The sequence below is a fragment of the Streptomyces sp. NPDC002446 genome (assembly GCF_053595675.1).
The window spans coordinates 1-15,440 of sequence record NZ_JBSFYC010000119.1 but is presented as its reverse complement, the minus strand read 5'-3'; the positions used below and the strand labels follow the sequence as shown (position 1 = coordinate 15,440).

General features: G+C 73.3%; 18 protein-coding genes. 5 read left to right on the top strand and 13 right to left on the bottom strand.

Going from position 1 to position 15,440, the window contains the following annotated elements:
* Positions 1-174 precede the first annotated feature (174 nt).
* From pstS to argC, 6 genes are all read right to left on the bottom strand, one after another.
* Positions 175-1,326, bottom strand: coding sequence for a phosphate ABC transporter substrate-binding protein PstS (gene pstS, locus ACWD6P_RS35485; protein ID WP_451448338.1), 1,152 nt, complete (start codon positions 1,324-1,326; stop codon positions 175-177).
* A gap of 177 nt (positions 1,327-1,503) precedes the next feature.
* Positions 1,504-2,043, bottom strand: a complete 540-nt coding sequence (locus tag ACWD6P_RS35480; protein ID WP_451448337.1) for an arginine repressor — start codon at positions 2,041-2,043, stop codon at positions 1,504-1,506.
* 8 nt (positions 2,044-2,051) lie between these two features.
* Positions 2,052-3,290: an acetylornithine transaminase gene (locus ACWD6P_RS35475; protein ID WP_451448336.1), complete on the bottom strand. Its 1,239-nt coding sequence runs from the start codon at positions 3,288-3,290 to the stop codon at positions 2,052-2,054.
* A complete protein-coding gene (gene argB, locus ACWD6P_RS35470) occupies positions 3,287-4,219 on the bottom strand; it encodes an acetylglutamate kinase (RefSeq protein WP_451448335.1) in 933 nt (310 codons plus the stop codon). The genes ACWD6P_RS35475 and argB overlap by 4 nt, the downstream gene beginning before the upstream one ends.
* A complete protein-coding gene (argJ, locus tag ACWD6P_RS35465) occupies positions 4,216-5,412 on the bottom strand; it encodes a bifunctional glutamate N-acetyltransferase/amino-acid acetyltransferase ArgJ (protein WP_451448334.1) in 1,197 nt (398 codons plus the stop codon). The genes argB and argJ overlap by 4 nt, the downstream gene beginning before the upstream one ends.
* Positions 5,409-6,437: an N-acetyl-gamma-glutamyl-phosphate reductase gene (gene argC / locus ACWD6P_RS35460; protein WP_451448333.1), complete on the bottom strand. Its 1,029-nt coding sequence runs from the start codon at positions 6,435-6,437 to the stop codon at positions 5,409-5,411. The genes argJ and argC overlap by 4 nt, the downstream gene beginning before the upstream one ends.
* Before the next feature lie 213 nt (positions 6,438-6,650).
* Between argC and ACWD6P_RS35455 the strand changes: the two genes are divergently transcribed.
* The gene (locus tag ACWD6P_RS35455) at positions 6,651-7,301 is read left to right on the top strand and encodes a DUF6215 domain-containing protein (protein ID WP_451448332.1); all 651 of its coding nucleotides are present in this window, start codon (positions 6,651-6,653) and stop codon (positions 7,299-7,301) included.
* A 96-nt stretch (positions 7,302-7,397) separates the two neighbouring features.
* Complete coding sequence (locus tag ACWD6P_RS35450; RefSeq protein WP_451448331.1) at positions 7,398-8,588, top strand: PP2C family protein-serine/threonine phosphatase; 1,191 nt, start codon at positions 7,398-7,400, stop codon at positions 8,586-8,588.
* Here ACWD6P_RS35450 and ACWD6P_RS35445 read toward each other — a convergent pair.
* Positions 8,536-8,940, bottom strand: coding sequence for a DUF5997 family protein (locus ACWD6P_RS35445; RefSeq protein ID WP_451448330.1), 405 nt, complete (start codon positions 8,938-8,940; stop codon positions 8,536-8,538). The two genes, ACWD6P_RS35450 and ACWD6P_RS35445, sit on opposite strands and share 53 nt — an antisense overlap.
* A gap of 58 nt (positions 8,941-8,998) precedes the next feature.
* Between ACWD6P_RS35445 and ACWD6P_RS35440 the strand changes: the two genes are divergently transcribed.
* Positions 8,999-9,778: a LysR substrate-binding domain-containing protein gene (locus ACWD6P_RS35440; protein ID WP_451448329.1), complete on the top strand. Its 780-nt coding sequence runs from the start codon at positions 8,999-9,001 to the stop codon at positions 9,776-9,778.
* Between the two features lie 24 nt (positions 9,779-9,802).
* Here the strand turns inward: ACWD6P_RS35440 and ACWD6P_RS35435 are convergent, their stop codons facing one another.
* Positions 9,803-9,994, bottom strand: a complete 192-nt coding sequence (locus ACWD6P_RS35435; protein ID WP_451448328.1) for a DUF1059 domain-containing protein — start codon at positions 9,992-9,994, stop codon at positions 9,803-9,805.
* A 167-nt stretch (positions 9,995-10,161) separates the two neighbouring features.
* On the opposite strand from ACWD6P_RS35435, the gene ACWD6P_RS35430 reads away from it, so the two are divergent.
* Positions 10,162-10,626 carry a hypothetical protein gene (locus ACWD6P_RS35430; protein ID WP_451448327.1) on the top strand — a complete coding sequence of 155 codons (465 nt, stop codon included), beginning with the start codon at positions 10,162-10,164 and terminating at the stop codon, positions 10,624-10,626.
* Positions 10,627-10,732: 106 nt separating this feature from the next.
* Positions 10,733-11,455: a response regulator transcription factor gene (locus ACWD6P_RS35425; RefSeq protein WP_451448326.1), complete on the top strand. Its 723-nt coding sequence runs from the start codon at positions 10,733-10,735 to the stop codon at positions 11,453-11,455.
* Positions 11,456-11,473: 18 nt separating this feature from the next.
* Here ACWD6P_RS35425 and ACWD6P_RS35420 read toward each other — a convergent pair whose 3' ends face one another.
* The 5 genes from ACWD6P_RS35420 to ACWD6P_RS35400 all read right to left on the bottom strand — a co-directional run bounded on the left by ACWD6P_RS35420 (position 11,474) and on the right by ACWD6P_RS35400 (position 15,277).
* On the bottom strand, positions 11,474-11,848 hold the full coding sequence (locus ACWD6P_RS35420) for a DUF4333 domain-containing protein (RefSeq protein ID WP_451448325.1): 375 nt from the start codon (positions 11,846-11,848) through the stop codon (positions 11,474-11,476).
* Between the two features lie 5 nt (positions 11,849-11,853).
* Positions 11,854-12,561 (bottom strand): hypothetical protein, encoded by a 708-nt coding sequence (locus ACWD6P_RS35415; RefSeq protein ID WP_451448324.1) that lies wholly within the window; start codon positions 12,559-12,561, stop codon positions 11,854-11,856.
* 65 nt (positions 12,562-12,626) lie between these two features.
* Positions 12,627-13,196 (bottom strand): histidine phosphatase family protein, encoded by a 570-nt coding sequence (locus tag ACWD6P_RS35410; RefSeq protein ID WP_451448323.1) that lies wholly within the window; start codon positions 13,194-13,196, stop codon positions 12,627-12,629.
* 43 nt (positions 13,197-13,239) lie between these two features.
* Positions 13,240-13,692 carry a GNAT family N-acetyltransferase gene (locus ACWD6P_RS35405; protein WP_451448322.1) on the bottom strand — a complete coding sequence of 151 codons (453 nt, stop codon included), beginning with the start codon at positions 13,690-13,692 and terminating at the stop codon, positions 13,240-13,242.
* Positions 13,693-13,768: 76 nt separating this feature from the next.
* Positions 13,769-15,277 carry an aminotransferase-like domain-containing protein gene (locus tag ACWD6P_RS35400; protein ID WP_451448321.1) on the bottom strand — a complete coding sequence of 503 codons (1,509 nt, stop codon included), beginning with the start codon at positions 15,275-15,277 and terminating at the stop codon, positions 13,769-13,771.
* Positions 15,278-15,440 lie beyond the last annotated feature (163 nt).

The window sequence follows — 15,440 nt, the reverse complement described above, 5'->3', positions numbered from 1 at the left end:
CCGTCGGCGACCCGCACTTGACTGGGGGTCAAGGGGTCGCAGGTTCAAATCCTGTCGTCCCGACGGTGCGAAGAGGTCCGCTGAACTGGAGGAATTCCAGCTCAGCGGACCTTTTCCGTTGCGCTCGCGCTCGGGCCCGGGCCGGCGGCCGTACAGGCTGCCGCCGGCCGCGTCTCACGACAGCTTGCCGATCTCGGCGCGGACCTTGTTGACGACCTCGGCCGGGAGGGTGGCGTAGCCCTGGAAGGTCAGGCTCTCCTGGCCCTTCTGGCTGGCGATGTAGGTCAGGAACGCCTTGGTGGCGGGCCAGGTCTCCGGCTTGTTGCCCTTGTTGCAGACGATCTCGTAGGTGACCCCGTCGATCGGGTAGGCCCCGGCGGCCTTGGTGCCGTAGTCGAGCTGGAGGACCATGTCGGCGCCGTCGACGGGCTTGGCGCCGGCGATCGCCTGTGACGCCGAGATCACATTGGCGTCGACGGGGGCCGGTGCGCCGGTGTCGACGGAGACCGTGCGGATCATCCGGGCGACCGCGTACGGCAGCTCGAAGTAGCCGATCGCGCCCTCGGTCCGCTGCACTTGGGCGGCGAGGTCCGAGGAACCCTCCACCCCCTTGCCGCCCTTGGCCTGCCACTCCTTGTTGTGCTCGTAGGGCCAGGCGTTGGGGGCGGCGGCGCGGAGGTAGGCGGTGAAGTTGTCCGTCGTACCGGAGGAGTCGGAGCGGTGGAACTGCCGGATCGGCGTCGACGGCAGCTTGGCGCCCTTGTTGAGGCGGGCGATCGCCGGATCGTTCCAGGTGGTGATCTGGCCGTTGAAGATCTTGGCGATCGTCGGGGCGTCCAGGATCAGCCGGTCGACGCCGGGCAGGCGGTAGCCGATGGCGATCGGCCCGCCGACCACCGGCAGATGGACGGCGTGGCCGCCGGAGCAGGTCTTCTTGGAGCTGTCCATCTGGGCGGCGGTCAGCGGGGAGTCCGAGCCCGCGAAGGCGGTCCGGCCCTGGAGGAACTCGTCCTGGCCGGCCCCGGAGCCGTTACCGGTGTAGTTGATCTTGGTGCCGGGGCAGGCCCGGGTGTAGTTCTTGATCCAGTACTTCATGGCGTACTGCTGCGCCGTCGATCCGGAGGCGTTCACCGTGGCCGGCTTTCCGCAGGCGATCCCGGCGGTCTCACCGGCGGTCGCCTTGGTGCCGGCGCCCGGCGACGCGGCGGCGGGGCCGGAGGTGTCGTTCGCACTGCACGCCGTCAGGGCCAGGGCGCCGGAGACCGCCGCCGCACCGATCACCCTGTTGCGCAGCCCGCCCTTGCACAGAGGCTTCCAAGGCTTCACTCTCCGGCGCTCCTTTCTGCGGACCGGGCGCGGCCGGCGCAGCCGAGTGTGGGGAACCTCTGTCACTATATGCACATTTTTCGGCACTGCGAGTGATGTGGGGCGGCCGTGGGACGGGCCGCCCGGCGGGGAGGCGTCGCCGGGCGGGGCCCGTCAGTGCGCCCGTGGGTGCGCCCGTCAGTGCGCCTTCTGCGCCAGCCGCAGCAGATGGTCCGCGAGCGCCTGGCCGCCCGCCGGGTCGCGGCTGATGAGCATCAGGGTGTCGTCGCCGGCGATGGTGCCGAGGATGTCGTGCAGTTCGGCCTGGTCGATGGCGGACGCCAGGAACTGGGCGGCGCCCGGCGGGGTGCGCAGGACGACGAGGTTGGCGGAGGCCTCGGCGGAGATCAGCAGCTCGCCGGAGAGCCGGCGCATCCGCTCTTCCTTGGCCGACTCCCCCAGCGGCGCCCGCGGCTTGCGGTCGCCGCCCTCGCTGGGCACCGCGTAGATCAGCTCACCGCCGGTGTTGCGGATCTTCACCGCGCCCAGCTCGTCCAGGTCGCGGGAGAGCGTCGCCTGGGTGACGGACAGGCCGTCGTCGGCGAGCAGCTTCGCGAGCTGGCTCTGGGAGCGGACCGGCAGCCGGTTGAGGATGTCCACGATCCGGCGGTGGCGGGCGGTGCGGGTCTGCGGTACGGCCTGGCCGTTGTGCACCCCGTTGTCCTGCGACTCGGTCATCGGTTTCGTCAGTCTCCGGATCGTTGTTCCCCGTGGGCCCCCTGCTGGGCCAAGTCGAGGACGGCGGGCAGCCTCCGGAGGAACACCTCCGCTTCCTCGTCGGAGACGATGAGCGGCGGGGCGAGCCGGATGACGTCCGGCGCGACCGCGTTCACCAGGAGGCCCGCGTCCTGAGCCGCCTGCTGCACCTTCGGCGCGAGGGACTCGGTCAAGACGATACCGAGGAGCAGGCCCGCACCGCGGACCTGGCCGACCAATGGGTGCCCCAGGGCCTCGATCCCGTCCCGCAGCCGTTCGCCGACGCGCTTGACGTTCTCCAGTAGGCCTTCCTTCTCGATGGTGTCGAGGACGGCGAGGGCGGCGGCGCAGACGACCGGGTTGCCGCTGAACGTCGAGCCGTGCGAGCCGGGCGTGAGCAGGTCGGCGGCCGGGCCGAAGGCCAGCGTCGCGCCGATCGGCAGCCCGCCGCCCAGGCCCTTGGCGAGCGTGATGACGTCCGCCTCCACGCCCTGGGCCCGGGACTCCAGCCAGTGCCCGGTCCGGCCGATACCGGTCTGGATCTCGTCGAGGACGAGCAGGGTGCCGGTGGCGGCGGTGATCTCGCGGGCGGCCTGGAGGTAGCCGGGCGGCGGGACGACCACGCCGTTCTCGCCCTGGACGGGCTCCAGGATGACGAAGGCGGTGTCGCGGGTCACGGCGGCGCGGAGGGCGTCGGCGTCCCCGTACGGGACGTAGTCGACCTCGCCGGGCAGCGGGGCGAACGGGGCCTGCTTGGCGGGCTGGCCGGTGAGGGCCAGGGCGCCCATGGTGCGGCCGTGGAAGCCGCCGGCCGTGGAGACCATGTGGGTGCGGCCGGTCAGCCGGCCGATCTTGAAGGCGGCTTCGTTGGCCTCGGCGCCCGAGTTGGAGAAGTAGACCCGGCCCGGCCGCCCGGCCAGCGCGAGCAGCCGCTCGGCGAGCGCCACGGTGGGCTCGGTGACGAAGAAGTTGGAGACATGGCCGAGCGTGGCGACCTGGTCGGAGACCGCGCGGAGCACCGCAGGGTGGGCGTGGCCGAGCGCGTTGACCGCGATGCCGCCGAGGAAGTCGAGGTACTCCTTGCCGTCGGCGTCCCAGACCTTGGCGCCCTCACCGCGTACCAGCGGGATGCGGGGGGTGCCGAAGTTGTCCATCATGGCGCCCTGCCAGCGCCGGGTGAGGCCCTCGTTGGTCACCGCAGCCCCCTGGCCGTGTGCCGCCCGGGTCATGTCGCCCCCTCGATCGTGTTGGTGTCGGGCACGACCATCGTGCCGATTCCCTCGTCCGTGAAGATCTCCAGCAGGATCGAGTGCTGGACCCGCCCGTCGATGACCCGGGCGGTGTGCACGCCGTTGCGGACGGCGTGCAGACAGCCCTGCATCTTGGGGACCATGCCGCTGGCCAGGTCGGGCAGCAGCTTCTCCAGCTGGCTGGCGGTGAGGCGGGAGATCACCTCGTCGCTGTGGGGCCAGTCCTCGTAGAGGCCCTCGACGTCGGTGAGCACCATCAGCGTCTCGGCGCCGAGCGCGGCGGCCAGCGCGGCCGCGGCGGTGTCGGCGTTGACGTTGAAGACACCGGATTCACCGGCGGCGCGGTCCGCCTCGTCGCCGCTGCGGGCGATGGAGGAGATGACCGGGATCCGGCCGTCGTCCAGCAGGGCGTGCACCGCGCCCGGGTCGATGGCGGTGATCTCACCGACCCGGCCGATGTCCACCCGCTCGCCGTCGATGTCCGCGTAGTGCTTGGTCGCGGTCATCAGATGGGCGTCCTCGCCGGTCATGCCGACGGCCAGCGGGCCGTGCTCGTTGAGCAGCCCGACGAGCTCGCGCTGCACCTGGCCGGCCAGCACCATCCGTACGACGCTCATCGCCTCGGGGGTGGTGACCCGCAGGCCGCCCTTGAACTCCGACTCCAGGCCGAGCAGGTCCAGATGGGCGCTGATCTGCGGGCCGCCGCCGTGCACGACGACCGGGCGCAGCCCGGCGTGCCGCAGGAAGACCACGTCCTGGGCGAAGGCCCGCTTGAGCTCGTCGTCGACCATCGCGTTGCCGCCGAACTTGATGACGACGGTCTTGCCGTGGTGCCGGGTCAGCCAGGGCAGCGCCTCGATGAGGGTGCGGGCCTTGGGCAGCGCGGTGTGCTTGCGCGTCGTGCTCATGAGGAGTACGCGCTGTTCTCGTGGACGTAGTCGGCGGTGAGGTCGTTGCCCCAGATGACCGCGGACTCGGTGCCGGCGGCGAGGTCGGCGGTGATCCGCACCTCCCGGTAGCGCATGTCGACCAGCTCGCGGTCCTCCCCCACGGAGCCGTTCTTGCAGACCCAGACGTCGTTGATGGCGACGTTGAGCTGGTCGGGCTCGAAGACGGCGGAGGTGGTGCCGATCGCGGAGAGCACCCGGCCCCAGTTGGGGTCCTCACCGTGGATGGCGCACTTGAGGAGGTTGTTCCGGGCGATGGAGCGGCCGACCTCGACGGCGTCGTCCTCGCTCGCGGCGTTGATCACCTCGATGCGGATGTCCTTGCTGGCGCCCTCGGCGTCGCGGATCAGCTGCTGGGCGAGGTCGTCACAGACGGCCCGTACGGCCTCGGCGAACTCCTCGTACTCCGGCGTGATTCCGCAGGCACCGGAGGCGAGCAGCAGCACGGTGTCGTTGGTCGACATGCAGCCGTCGGAGTCGACGCGGTCGAAGGTGACCTTGGTGGCGGCGCGCAGGGCCTTGTCCAGGACGTCGCTGCCGAGGTCGGCGTCGGTGGTGAGCACGACGAGCATGGTGGCCAGGCCGGGGGCGAGCATGCCGGCGCCCTTGGCCATACCGCCGACCGTCCAGCCGTCGCCCCGGGCGACGGCGGTCTTGTGCACGCTGTCGGTGGTCTTGATGGCGATCGCGGCCTTCTCGCCGCCGTGCGGGCTGAGTTGGGCGACCGCCTTGTCAACTCCGGGCAGCAGCTTGTCCATCGGCAGCGGGACCCCGATCAGACCCGTCGAGCAGACGGCGACCGTGCCCGCGGCGTGCCCGCCCGTCTCGTCGTGACCCGCCGCGTTCAGCGACGCGGCGACCTTCTCCGCGGTGGCATGGGTGTCCTGGAAGCCCTTCGGTCCCGTACAGGCGTTGGCGCCACCGGAGTTCAGTACGACGGCCGACAGCTCGGCGCCCTTGAGGACCTGCTCGGACCAGACGACCGGCGCGGCCTTGACGCGGTTGGCGGTGAAGACGCCGGCGGCGGCCAGTCGCGGCCCGTTGTTGACCACGAGGGCCAGGTCCGGGTTGCGGCCACTCCCATTGGCGAGAGGGGCTTTGATCCCGGCGGCGATGCCCGCCGCCGTGAATCCCTTGGCTGCCGTCACACTCACGGCGCGACTCCGATCGTAGAAAGTCCGGTGGTTTCGTCAAGACCGAGGGCGATGTTCATGGACTGCAGGGCGCCGCCCGCGGTGCCCTTGGTGAGGTTGTCGATGGCGCTGATCACGATGACCCGGCCGGCCGCCTCGTCGTACGCCACCTGGAGGTGCGCGGCGTTCGAGCCGTACACGGACGCCGTGGCGGGCCACTGGCCCTCGGGCAGCAGATGTACGAAGGGCTCGTCCGCGAACGTCTTGTGGTACGCGGCGCGCACCGTCTCCGCGGTGACGCCCGGCCTGGCCTTGGCGCTGCACGTGGCGAGGATGCCGCGCGGCATCGGGGCGAGGGTCGGCGTGAAGGAGACGGTGACCGGCTCGCCCGCGACCGCGCCGAGGTTCTGGATCATCTCGGGGGTGTGCCGGTGCACACCGCCCACGCCGTACGGGGACATGGAGCCCATGACCTCCGAGCCGAGCAGATGCGGCTTGGCCGCCTTGCCCGCGCCGGAGGTGCCGGACGCGGCGACGATCACGGCCTCGCTCTCGACGAGTCCGGCGGCGTACGCGGGGAAGAGCGCGAGCGAGACGGCGGTCGGGTAGCAACCGGGCACCGCGATGCGCTTGGACCCCTCCAGCGCAGCACGGCAACCCGGAAGTTCGGGGAGGCCGTAGGGCCAGGTCCCGGCGTGCTCGCTGCCGTAGAACCGCTGCCAGTCCGCCGCGTCCTTCAGCCGGAAGTCGGCGCCCATGTCGACGACGAGGACGTCCGGTCCGAGCTCCTCGGCGACCGCGGCGGACTGGCCGTGCGGCAGCGCGAGGAAGACGACGTCGTGGCCGGCCAGCACCTCGGCGGAGGTCGGCTGGAGCTCCCGGTCGGCCAGCGGAAGCAGCTGCGGCTGCAGCGACCCCAGGCGCTGGCCCGCGTTGGAGTGCCCGGTCAGCGCGCCGATCTCGACCTCCGGGTGCCCCAGAAGCAGGCGCAGGACCTCACCGCCCGCATACCCGCTCGCCCCGGCGACTGCCGCTCGTACCGTCATGGACCCTCCTTCTCGATGGCATGACTATACGGAACGTGGCAGTTTTATGCAATGCCGTTGCCATGCCGTTGCGGAGAAGCGGCCGGCAGGGGTTCCTTTTTTCCTTGTCCGCCCGATGATCACGGGTTAAGGTCCCCGGGCACGTATCGGGGGATCACAGCCGGTGGGGGATATGGCAGAAGATTTCGACGCGCCCGCGAAGGGTGCGGGCGCATGGGGCAGGCCATTGCGGCCGTGGCGGTGGTGGCGGCGCTCTGCGTCGGCCTGTGGGCGGTCGGGGAGGAGTCGTCGTCCTCGGACGGTGCCCCGTCGCCTGCCACATGCTCGGGCGGGGAGCCGGAGAAGGCGTCCCGGCGGGTGTCCGGGGCGCAGCTGTGCAAGGCGCTGAACCGTCCCGACCTCGCCGACCTGCTGGGCACACCGGGACAGAAGGCCAAGACCGCCGGCGGCAGCGGCGGCTCCGTCAAGCTCGCGGGCGGCAAGGAGATCGCCACTCCGTCCGCCCAGGTCGAGTTCGAGAACTACACCGTGACGCTGTCGGCCACCTACGACCGTCATCCGGTGGCCGGGTCCGCCGGGCTGCTGGGGGAAGGCGCACGGCAGCGCAAGGTGCTGGACCGCCCGGCGGTCCTCTACTCGGACCGCACCATCAGCATCAGGTTCCGCCTCGACGGGAGCGACACCGACAGCGGTCCCGGCGTCCCGGCCCGCGCCCTGACCGTGGCCCAGGACGCGAAGGACAGCGGCGGCTCGTTCGAGGTGGTCCTGTGGCGCGCGGACGGCGCGGTGCCGGACGACGAGGTGCTGCTCCGCGTCGCCGAGAAGGTGCTGCCGACGGTGCCGGGGTGGGCGGCCGGCGCGTGACCGCCCCGGGCGGCGCCCCCGATATCCGGCGCTCCCGCCGGGGTCGGCCCACGGCACTGAGTGGAACACTCACCTCCGGCGAGGCAGGCTGTACCCATGCGGTGGCTCTTCCGCCCGCCTCCCCGCCCGGAAGCCGACGGTCACAAGAGGGTCCTCTTCGCGCTGGCGCAGTGTGTCCCCTTCGCGATCGCGCTGGTCGTGCTGGTCATCGAGCTCACGCCGGCACACGTCCTGGTCACCGGCCCGACCCTCACCGCGACGCCGGCCCTGGCCGCCCTGACGATGGGCCCGAAGGGCACCCTCGCCACGGCCGCCGCCGCTCTGGGCGTCAACCTCACCACCGCCACCCACAACCACTCGTGGGGCACCCCGCAGGTCTACGGCAACCTCCTGGGCCTGCTCCTGGTGTCCGTCGCCAGCGTCACGATGAGCAGCGCGGTACGTACGCGCAGGAAGAGCGAGCTGGACCAGGTCCGCCGGATCGCCGTGGCGGCACAGGACGTCATCCTGCGGCCCGTCCCCGCGCGGCTGGGCTCGGTGCGGGCGGCCAGCCTGTGCCTCGCGGCCGGGACCGGGGCGCAGGTCGGCGGGGATCTGTACGAGGCCGTGCAGACTCCGTACGGCGTCCGGATGATCGTGGGGGACGTCCGGGGCAAGGGACTGTCCGCGGTGCGCGCCGTAGCGGTGGCGCTGGGCGCGTTCCGCGAGGCCGTGCACTACGAGGACGACCTGGCGGACGTCATGGACCGCTGTTCGGCAGCGCTGCGGCGGGAGGCCGCCGTGCCGGGCGCCTACGATCCGGAAACCCTGGCGGAGGGGTTCACCACCGCGCTCATGGCCCAGGTGCCCGCGGGACCCGTGGTGCAGCTGGTCAACCGGGGTCATCCGCCTCCGCTGATACTGCATCAGGGCCGGGTCCGGGCCCTGACGCCCGCCACGCCGCAGCCGCCGCTCGGTCTGGAGGACCTCGTCGACGGTCCCTGCGAGAAGGCCGAGAGCTATCCCTTCGTCCCCGGCGACCGCCTGCTGCTGTACACCGACGGCGTGATGGAGGCGCGCAACCGCGACAACGACTTCTTCCCGCTCGCCGAGACGATGGAAGCGATGCAGACCCTCGGCGTCCCGGAATTCCTGGAAGAGCTGCACCGGGCGCTGCTGCGCCACACCGACGGCCGCCTGGCCGACGATGTGGCGATGGTGCTCGTCGACCGGCTCGACGAGGGCGGCGCCGCCGTCAGGAGCGGTCGGAGCCGGGAGCGGCGTCCCGAGCCGCCTGCTGCTCCTTGATGCGGACGGCCTCCTTGCGGACCTCGGCCTGGGTGGCGCGCTCCTTCTGGAGCCATTCGGGGCTCTCCTGCTTGAGCGCGTCGATCTGCTCGGTGGTCAGGGGCTCGGTGACTCCGCCGCGCGCGAGGCCCGAGATGGACACGCCCAGCTTCGCCGCGACCACCGGCCGCGGGTGCGGGCCGTTGCGCCGCAGCTCCTGGAGCCACTCGGGCGGATCGGCCTGCAGCGCGTTCAGCTCGGTGCGCGAGACGACACCCTCCTGGAACTCGGCGGGGGTGGCCTCGAGGTACACACCCAGCTTCTTCGCCGCGGTCGCGGGCTTCATCGTCTGGGCGGTCTTGTGCGACGTCATGGTTCAAGGGTATCGAGCATGTGCGCTACCTCTGACCACGACCGGATAGCCTGGTGACGTGACCGGCTCGGAAGAATCCCCCTCGTTCCGGCTCGCTTATGTCCCGGGAGTGACACCCGCCAAATGGGTGCGGATCTGGAACGAGCGGCTGCCCGACATCCCCCTGACCCTCATCGGGGTGCCCGCCGCCGAAGCGTGCGACGTCCTGCGGGACGGCGGCGCCGACGCGGGCTTCGTGCGGCTGCCGGTCGACCGGGAGGACCTCAGCGCGATCCCGCTCTACACCGAGACGACGGTGGTCGTGGTCCCGAAGGACCACCTCGTGGCGGCGGTCGACGAGGTGTCCGCCGGGGACCTGGCCGACGACATCGTGCTGCACCCGCTCGATGACACCCTCGACTGGGAGCGGCTGCCCGGGCGGCCCGCGATCGAACGGCCGGCCACGACCGAGGACGCCATCGCGCTGGTGGCGGCGGGGGTGGGAGTGCTCGTCGTCCCGCAGTCGCTGGCCCGCCTGCACCACCGCAAGGACCTGACGTACCGGCCGGTGACGGACGCTCCCGAGTCGCGCGTAGCCCTGTCGTGGCCGCAGGAGGAGACCACCGATCTGGTGGAGGACTTCATCGGGATCGTCCGCGGGCGGACCGTCAACAGCTCACGGGGACGCCGCCCGGCGCCGGAAGAGGCGAAGGGCAAGGACAAGCGGTCCGACGGCGGTGGCGCGCGGCGCAAGCCCGCGGCCGCGAAGTCGGCGGGCAAGCCGGCCGGCCGGAACGCACGGGGCGGTGCCGGCGGCGCCAGGGGCGCCAAGCGCGGCAGGCCCCGCCGCCGGTCGTAGGCCCCCCGCCCGCACGGCCGCGCGTCACGCGGGCTGCGGGATCTCGTTCTTCAGCAGCGACCTGATCTGCTCGCGCAGCTCGGGGCTGTCGGTGTGGCCGTGGACGGAGACCGCGTGCTCGGTGGCGGCGCGGATCACTTCCTCCTCCTCGCCGGAGATGACGAGGCTGCAGTGCGTCTCGCTCGGGTGGTCCCGGCAGTCGATCTTCTTGCGCATGGCGCACCTCCTCCGCTCCCAGTGTCGGCCCGCGCCCCCGCCCCTCCGCATACGGCGAATCCCGTATGGCGCGAGGGGCGGCCCGGCTGCTGGAGTGGGAGAAGAGCGGTAGTGAGAAGTGAGAGAACAAACCAGCGAGAGAGGAGGGGGGCTGGGAGGTGGGAGGGATGGCGTGGCCCGCCGGTGCCGGTCGTGGGGCCGTCGTGGACGAGGCGCGGGTGCAGGAGTTCCTGGCGAGAGTGATCACCGACGGCGCGGCGGCGGTGGCGGGGCTGTGCACGTCGCTCGGTGACCGGCTGGGCCTGTACTCGGCCATGGCCGGTGCCGGTCCGCTCACCTCCGCGCAGCTCGCCGACCGCACCGGCCTCGTGGAGCGCTACGTCCGCGAGTGGCTCGCGGCCCAGGTGGCCGGTGAGTACGTCGTCCAGGTGCCGGGCACCGACACCTACGAACTGCCCGACGCGCACGCCGCGGTCCTGGCGTACCCCGCACTGCCCACCTACGCCGCCGGACTCTTCACCATGATGCAGGCCCTCTACGCCACCGAGGACAGCCTGATGGAGGCGTTCCGCGGCGGCCGGCGGCTCGCCCCGGCGGGCCCGGCCGGCCGCATCGATACCGTCGGGCGCTGAGCGCGCCCGACGCCGCCCGGCCGGTCTTCCCCCGGCCGGCCGGGTGTCACCCCCGGGCCCCGGCGGCCTGCCTTGACTGCCCCCTACCCCCTCGTACGCTGGGAGTATGAATGCGGCCGGGGAGGCCGGGCTGCGACGCATTCTCGCCGTCGTGGACCTGTTGATCGATGCCGTCGACGAGGAGACCCTTGTTCCGGCGCTGCTTCCGGTGATGCTCTCCGCGGTCCCCGGCGACAGCATCATCTGGTCGCCGCGCGCCGGTTCCAGCGACCGGCCGCTGACGCTGCCCGCCGACCTGCTCAGTGAGGACGTACGGGAGGCCTTCGCGCGCGAGGCGGCGACCGACTCGCTCGTGCGGCACACCGTCTCCGGCTCCGGTACGCCGATGCGCCGCTCGACGCTGCAGACCCGCAGGGAGTTCCACGCCCTGGCCGCCTACACCGACGTCTACCGGCCGTTCGGCGCCGAGCAGCAGCTCGCGATGTCGTTCCCGGCCGGCTACGCCGAGGGCGTACCGCGCAAGGTCTGCATGGCGATCAGCCGCAGCGGCAGCGACTTCTCCGACGACGACGTGGCGGCCGCCGCCCTGCTGCGCACCCGGCTCAGCCACGCCCTGGACCGGCTCGCCCCGCCGCTGTCCGTCCCGCCCCCGGTCACCCGCCGGGAGTCGGCCGTACTCACCCTGCTCGCCCGCGGTCTGACGAACCAGCAGATCGCCCGCCGGCTGGCGATCAGCCCCCGCACCGTCGACAAGCACCTGGAGCACGCGTACGCGAAGCTGCGGGTGGGCAGCCGGGTCGAGGCGGCGAACGCCTGGCTGACCCGCTGAGCTGCGCGGGCCGGGCGGTCACCGGGGGACGGCGTGCCGGCGGTAGGTGACCCTGTCGTGCTGGACGCGGGTGACCTGGACGGTCAGCCGGCGGTCGGGGCCGAGGGGGAAGTGCGCGGTGCAGCGCACCTGGGCGGACGGCACGGGCCTGAGGTCGCCGAAGCAGCGCACCGCGTCGGGGCCGTTGCGGAACGGCAGGGTGAGCTGGCCGCTGAGGCTCCGGGCTATCTCGGTGCGCAGGACGGTGTGGGTACCGCCGTCGACCCGGCTGGTCGCGTCGCGGTCGCGCAGCCGGGCGGCGGCGAGGGCGAGGGACCCGGCCGCGATGAGGGACGTGACGATGCCGAGGACCAGGCCGAGGGTGGGGCCGCGGCGCGGCGGGTGGGCGGTCACCGCCGTCAGTCCCGCGGGCCGCGGGTGCGCCGGCGGCGGGTGAGCACTCCCCAGCCGGCCGCGCCCAGCAGCAGCACACCGCCGAGGGCCGTCGCGTCGGAGCCGGTGTGGGCCGCGCCGCCGAGGCCGGTGTCCGAGCCGCCCCGGGGGACGACCCCGTCGCCGGCGTCGGAGACGGTCAGGGTGCCGGTGAAGGTCCGCCGGTCCGCCCCGCCGCGGTGTTCGCCGCCTTCCTCGCCCTGGCCCGGGGCGCGTTCCGCCGTGCCGTGGTCGGTGACGCGCTGCTGGTCGCCTGCCCCTCCGGGCTCGGCACGCCCCACGTCGCCGCCCGTCGCGCCGCAGGTGACGGTGACCGGGTACGCGCCGGGCGCGATGCCCTCTGGCAGGACCGCGGTGCCGCCGTTCTGACTGCTGAGCGACGACAGCGGCAGGGCCGGGATATCCGCGCCGCCGAAGCTGGCCTCGGCCGGCTCTCCCCGGCAGTTGCCGCCGTCGTAGACGGAGAAGGTGTCGCCCGGTGCCACGGTGTCGGGCTGGACGACCACCGCGCGGGAGGCGCCCGGAGTGGGAACGGGCCTGGTGACGGCGTGGTGCACGGCGTCGGAAACGGCCCCGGTGGCGGCGTCCACTCCGCCACCGCCGCCGAAGATCAGGACGGACACCACCAGGGCGCCGGCGACCAGCCCGTACAGAGGAATGTGGCGTATTCGCATAGTCAGAGACAAGCGCCCGGTCCGGCGGTGCGCACCTCGCGATGGGCTTTCCGGGTGGTGCGGGCCTATGCCTCCAGCTGCAGGTCCCACCCGCTGGAGCGGCGGGCGAGGGTGGTCACCGACAGCGGCTGGACGTTGATCCGCCAGTACGAGTGCGGCGGCGCCTGGAGCGCGTAGACCAGGGCGGCACGGACGACACCGGGCTCGGCGACCGCGAGCAGGCCGGCGGCGTCCTCGACCGGCCGGGTCTCCAGCCAGCCGCCGACGCGGGTGATGAAGGCCAGCAGCGACTCCCCGCCGTGCGGGGCGGAGCCCGGGTCGGCGAGCCAGGTCTCCACCGCGCGGGGCTCGGCGGCGGTCACCTCGCCCAGGGTGCGGCCGCGCCAGCGCCCCATGTCGCAGTCGCGGAGCGCCGGTTGGGCGAGCGGGCGCAGGCCGAGCGCCTCGCCGGTCTCCCGGCAGCGGGCCGACGGCGAGCAGTAGCGCAGTTCGGCGGCGGCGAGGCGGCACAGGACGGGGGCGGCCCGCTCGGCCTCGTGCCATCCGGCGGCGTCGAGCGGGCGGTCGTCGTCGAACCGCGTCTCCAGCAGCGAGGAGCTGCGGCCCGCGGCGAGCAGCTTGAGTCGAACGCTCATTCGCCGATGGTAAGAGCAGTGCCGCCCCGGATGCCCCGGTTGGTCAGATCACGATAGGGCCCGGGTCGATCAGCCCGAGGGTCATCCACTGCTCCGGGGCCACCAGCGGGCGGAAGCCGACCTTCTCGTACACGCCGTGGGCGTCCTTGGTGGCGAGCGTCAGCCGGCTCAGCCCGCAGGGGGCCAGGTGCTCGGCTATGGCCTCGACCAGGGCCGTGCCCAGGCCCTTGCCGCGGTCGTCGCGGCGGACGTAGACGTCGCACAGCCAGGCGAAGGTGGCGTGGTCGGTGACGACCCGCGCGTAGGCGGCCTGGCGGCCCGAAGCGGACTCGTACAGGCCGAAGTTGAGCGAGCCCGCGACGGCGCGGTCGTGCAGCTCCCGGGGGCGGTCCTGAGCCCAGTAGGTGTCGGTGGACAGCCACCGGTGGACCAGGTCGGCGTCCAGGCGGGCCGGGTCGGTGGAGAGCTGGTAGCCGTCGAGGGCGTGATCGTTCATGGCGGGAGGGTCGCAGAAGGGCCCGGCCCGCGTCGAACCCGTGGGCGGGGTGCGCGGCGACCCGCGCACCCGGCCGTCAGGTCACCGGCACGCCCACGTCCTCGCACGCCGTACGCAGCCTGCGGACGCCCTCGGTGAGTTCGCCGGTGCCGGCCGCGGCCGCGAAGCTCAGCCGCAGATGGGCGGCCGGCGGCTCGGCCGCGAAGTACGGCCGGCCGGCCGCGACGGCGACACCGGTCCGCAGCGCCGCACCGGTCAGCGCCGCCTCGTCGGTGCCGTCCGGCAGCCGCGCCCACAGGTGGAAGCCGCCCGGCGGGACGTACAGGCCGCCGTGCCGCCCGCCGTCCCCGCCGTACGTGGTCCCCGCTCCCAGCCCCCGCTCGACCAGCGCGGGCAGCTGTGCGCGGAGGGCGGCGGTCAGCGCGTTGCGGCGGGCGGTCAGTTCGCCCGCCATCAGCCGCAGATGGCGCGGCCAGGCGGGCGAGCCGACGAGTTCCAGGGCGGCCTCCTGGAGCGGTCCGGGCACGAAGAAGTTGTCGACGACCTGGATGGCGCGCAGCCGGTCGAGGACCGGGCCGCGGGCGGCGAGGGCGCCGACCCGGAGGTTGGGCGAGGTGGCCTTGGTCAGGGAGCGGACGTGGACGACCGTGCCGTTGTGGTCGTCCGCCATCAGGGTCGGCGGGAGCGCCGGGGCGTCGTCGTGCGCCAGCAGCCGGGCGAAGTCGTCCTCGATCACGAACGCGCCGGCCGCGCGGGCCACCCGCAGCACCTCGCGCCGCCGCTCGCCGGCCAGCACCACTCCGGTCGGGTTCTGGAACAGCGACTGGCAGACGAACAGCCGCGCCCCGCTGGCCCGGAAGGCGTCGGCGAGCAGATCCGTACGCACCCCGTCCGCGTCCATCGGTACCGGCACCGGCCGCACACCGGAGGCGCGGGCGACGGCGAGCATGCCCGGGTAGGTCGGGGACTCGACGAGCACCGGGGCGCCGGGCGCGGCGAGCGCGCGCAGCGCGGCGGTCAGCGCGTTCTGCCCGCCGGCGGTGACGAGGACATCGCTCGCGGCGACCGCGCCGGTGGGCCCGCCGATCTCCCGTGCGAACCAGGCGCGCAGCTCCGGCACGCCCTCGACCGGCGGCCGTCCCCAGGCGCCCGGCCGGCGCCCGGCCCGCGCGAGGGCGGCGGACAGGGCGCGTTCGGGCTGCAGACCGGGGTGGAGGTAGCCGCCGTTGAGTTCGATGACGCCGGGGGCCGGTGTGGCGAGCGTGGCCAGCACACCGCTGGCGTCCACGCTGCGCGGAGCCTGGTCGCCGGCCGGTTCCGCGCTCAGCGCGATCTCCTGCCAGGAGGTGTCGAGCGGGCGCGGTGCCTCGGTGCGGGGCTCGGCCCGGAAGGCCCCGGCGCCGGGCCGGGTGACGACCAGGCCCTCGGCGGCCAGTTCGGCCAGCGCCCGGGAGACGGTCACCGGGCTGACCCGGTGCCGCTCCACGAGGGCGCGACTCGATGGCAGCTTCTCACCCGGAGAGTAGCGATTCAGCTCCCTGCGGAGGATCGCGGCCAGTTCGGCACCACTGCTACGCTCTTGCATGAGAGCCAACGATAGCGCTACTGCCCCGGCTGCGATAGCGGTCAGCACCCCGGCCGCCGTCCAGGGCACCCCTCCCGTCCAGGCCTCCGGCGACCGCGCGGCCTCCGGCGACCGCGCGGCCGCCGGTGCCGCGGGCCGGCCGCCTGCTGGGGTGTGGCCCCGT

Excerpts from the sequence above, each read along its gene's own strand:
- ACWD6P_RS35480 (WP_451448337.1), bottom strand. The coding sequence starts at position 2,043 with ATGACCGAGTCGCAGGACAACGGGGTGCACAACGGCCAGGCCGTACCG.
- ACWD6P_RS35475 (WP_451448336.1), bottom strand. The coding sequence starts at position 3,290 with ATGACCCGGGCGGCACACGGCCAGGGGGCTGCGGTGACCAACGAGGGC.
- argB (WP_451448335.1), bottom strand. The coding sequence starts at position 4,219 with ATGAGCACGACGCGCAAGCACACCGCGCTGCCCAAGGCCCGCACCCTC.
- argC (WP_451448333.1), bottom strand. The coding sequence starts at position 6,437 with ATGACGGTACGAGCGGCAGTCGCCGGGGCGAGCGGGTATGCGGGCGGT.
- ACWD6P_RS35455 (WP_451448332.1), top strand. The coding sequence starts at position 6,651 with ATGGGGCAGGCCATTGCGGCCGTGGCGGTGGTGGCGGCGCTCTGCGTC.
- ACWD6P_RS35450 (WP_451448331.1), top strand. The coding sequence starts at position 7,398 with ATGCGGTGGCTCTTCCGCCCGCCTCCCCGCCCGGAAGCCGACGGTCAC.
- ACWD6P_RS35445 (WP_451448330.1), bottom strand. The coding sequence starts at position 8,940 with ATGACGTCGCACAAGACCGCCCAGACGATGAAGCCCGCGACCGCGGCG.
- ACWD6P_RS35435 (WP_451448328.1), bottom strand. The coding sequence starts at position 9,994 with ATGCGCAAGAAGATCGACTGCCGGGACCACCCGAGCGAGACGCACTGC.
- ACWD6P_RS35430 (WP_451448327.1), top strand. The coding sequence starts at position 10,162 with ATGGCGTGGCCCGCCGGTGCCGGTCGTGGGGCCGTCGTGGACGAGGCG.
- ACWD6P_RS35425 (WP_451448326.1), top strand. The coding sequence starts at position 10,733 with ATGAATGCGGCCGGGGAGGCCGGGCTGCGACGCATTCTCGCCGTCGTG.
- ACWD6P_RS35415 (WP_451448324.1), bottom strand. The coding sequence starts at position 12,561 with ATGCGAATACGCCACATTCCTCTGTACGGGCTGGTCGCCGGCGCCCTG.
- ACWD6P_RS35410 (WP_451448323.1), bottom strand. The coding sequence starts at position 13,196 with ATGAGCGTTCGACTCAAGCTGCTCGCCGCGGGCCGCAGCTCCTCGCTG.
- ACWD6P_RS35405 (WP_451448322.1), bottom strand. The coding sequence starts at position 13,692 with ATGAACGATCACGCCCTCGACGGCTACCAGCTCTCCACCGACCCGGCC.
- ACWD6P_RS35400 (WP_451448321.1), bottom strand. The coding sequence starts at position 15,277 with ATGCAAGAGCGTAGCAGTGGTGCCGAACTGGCCGCGATCCTCCGCAGG.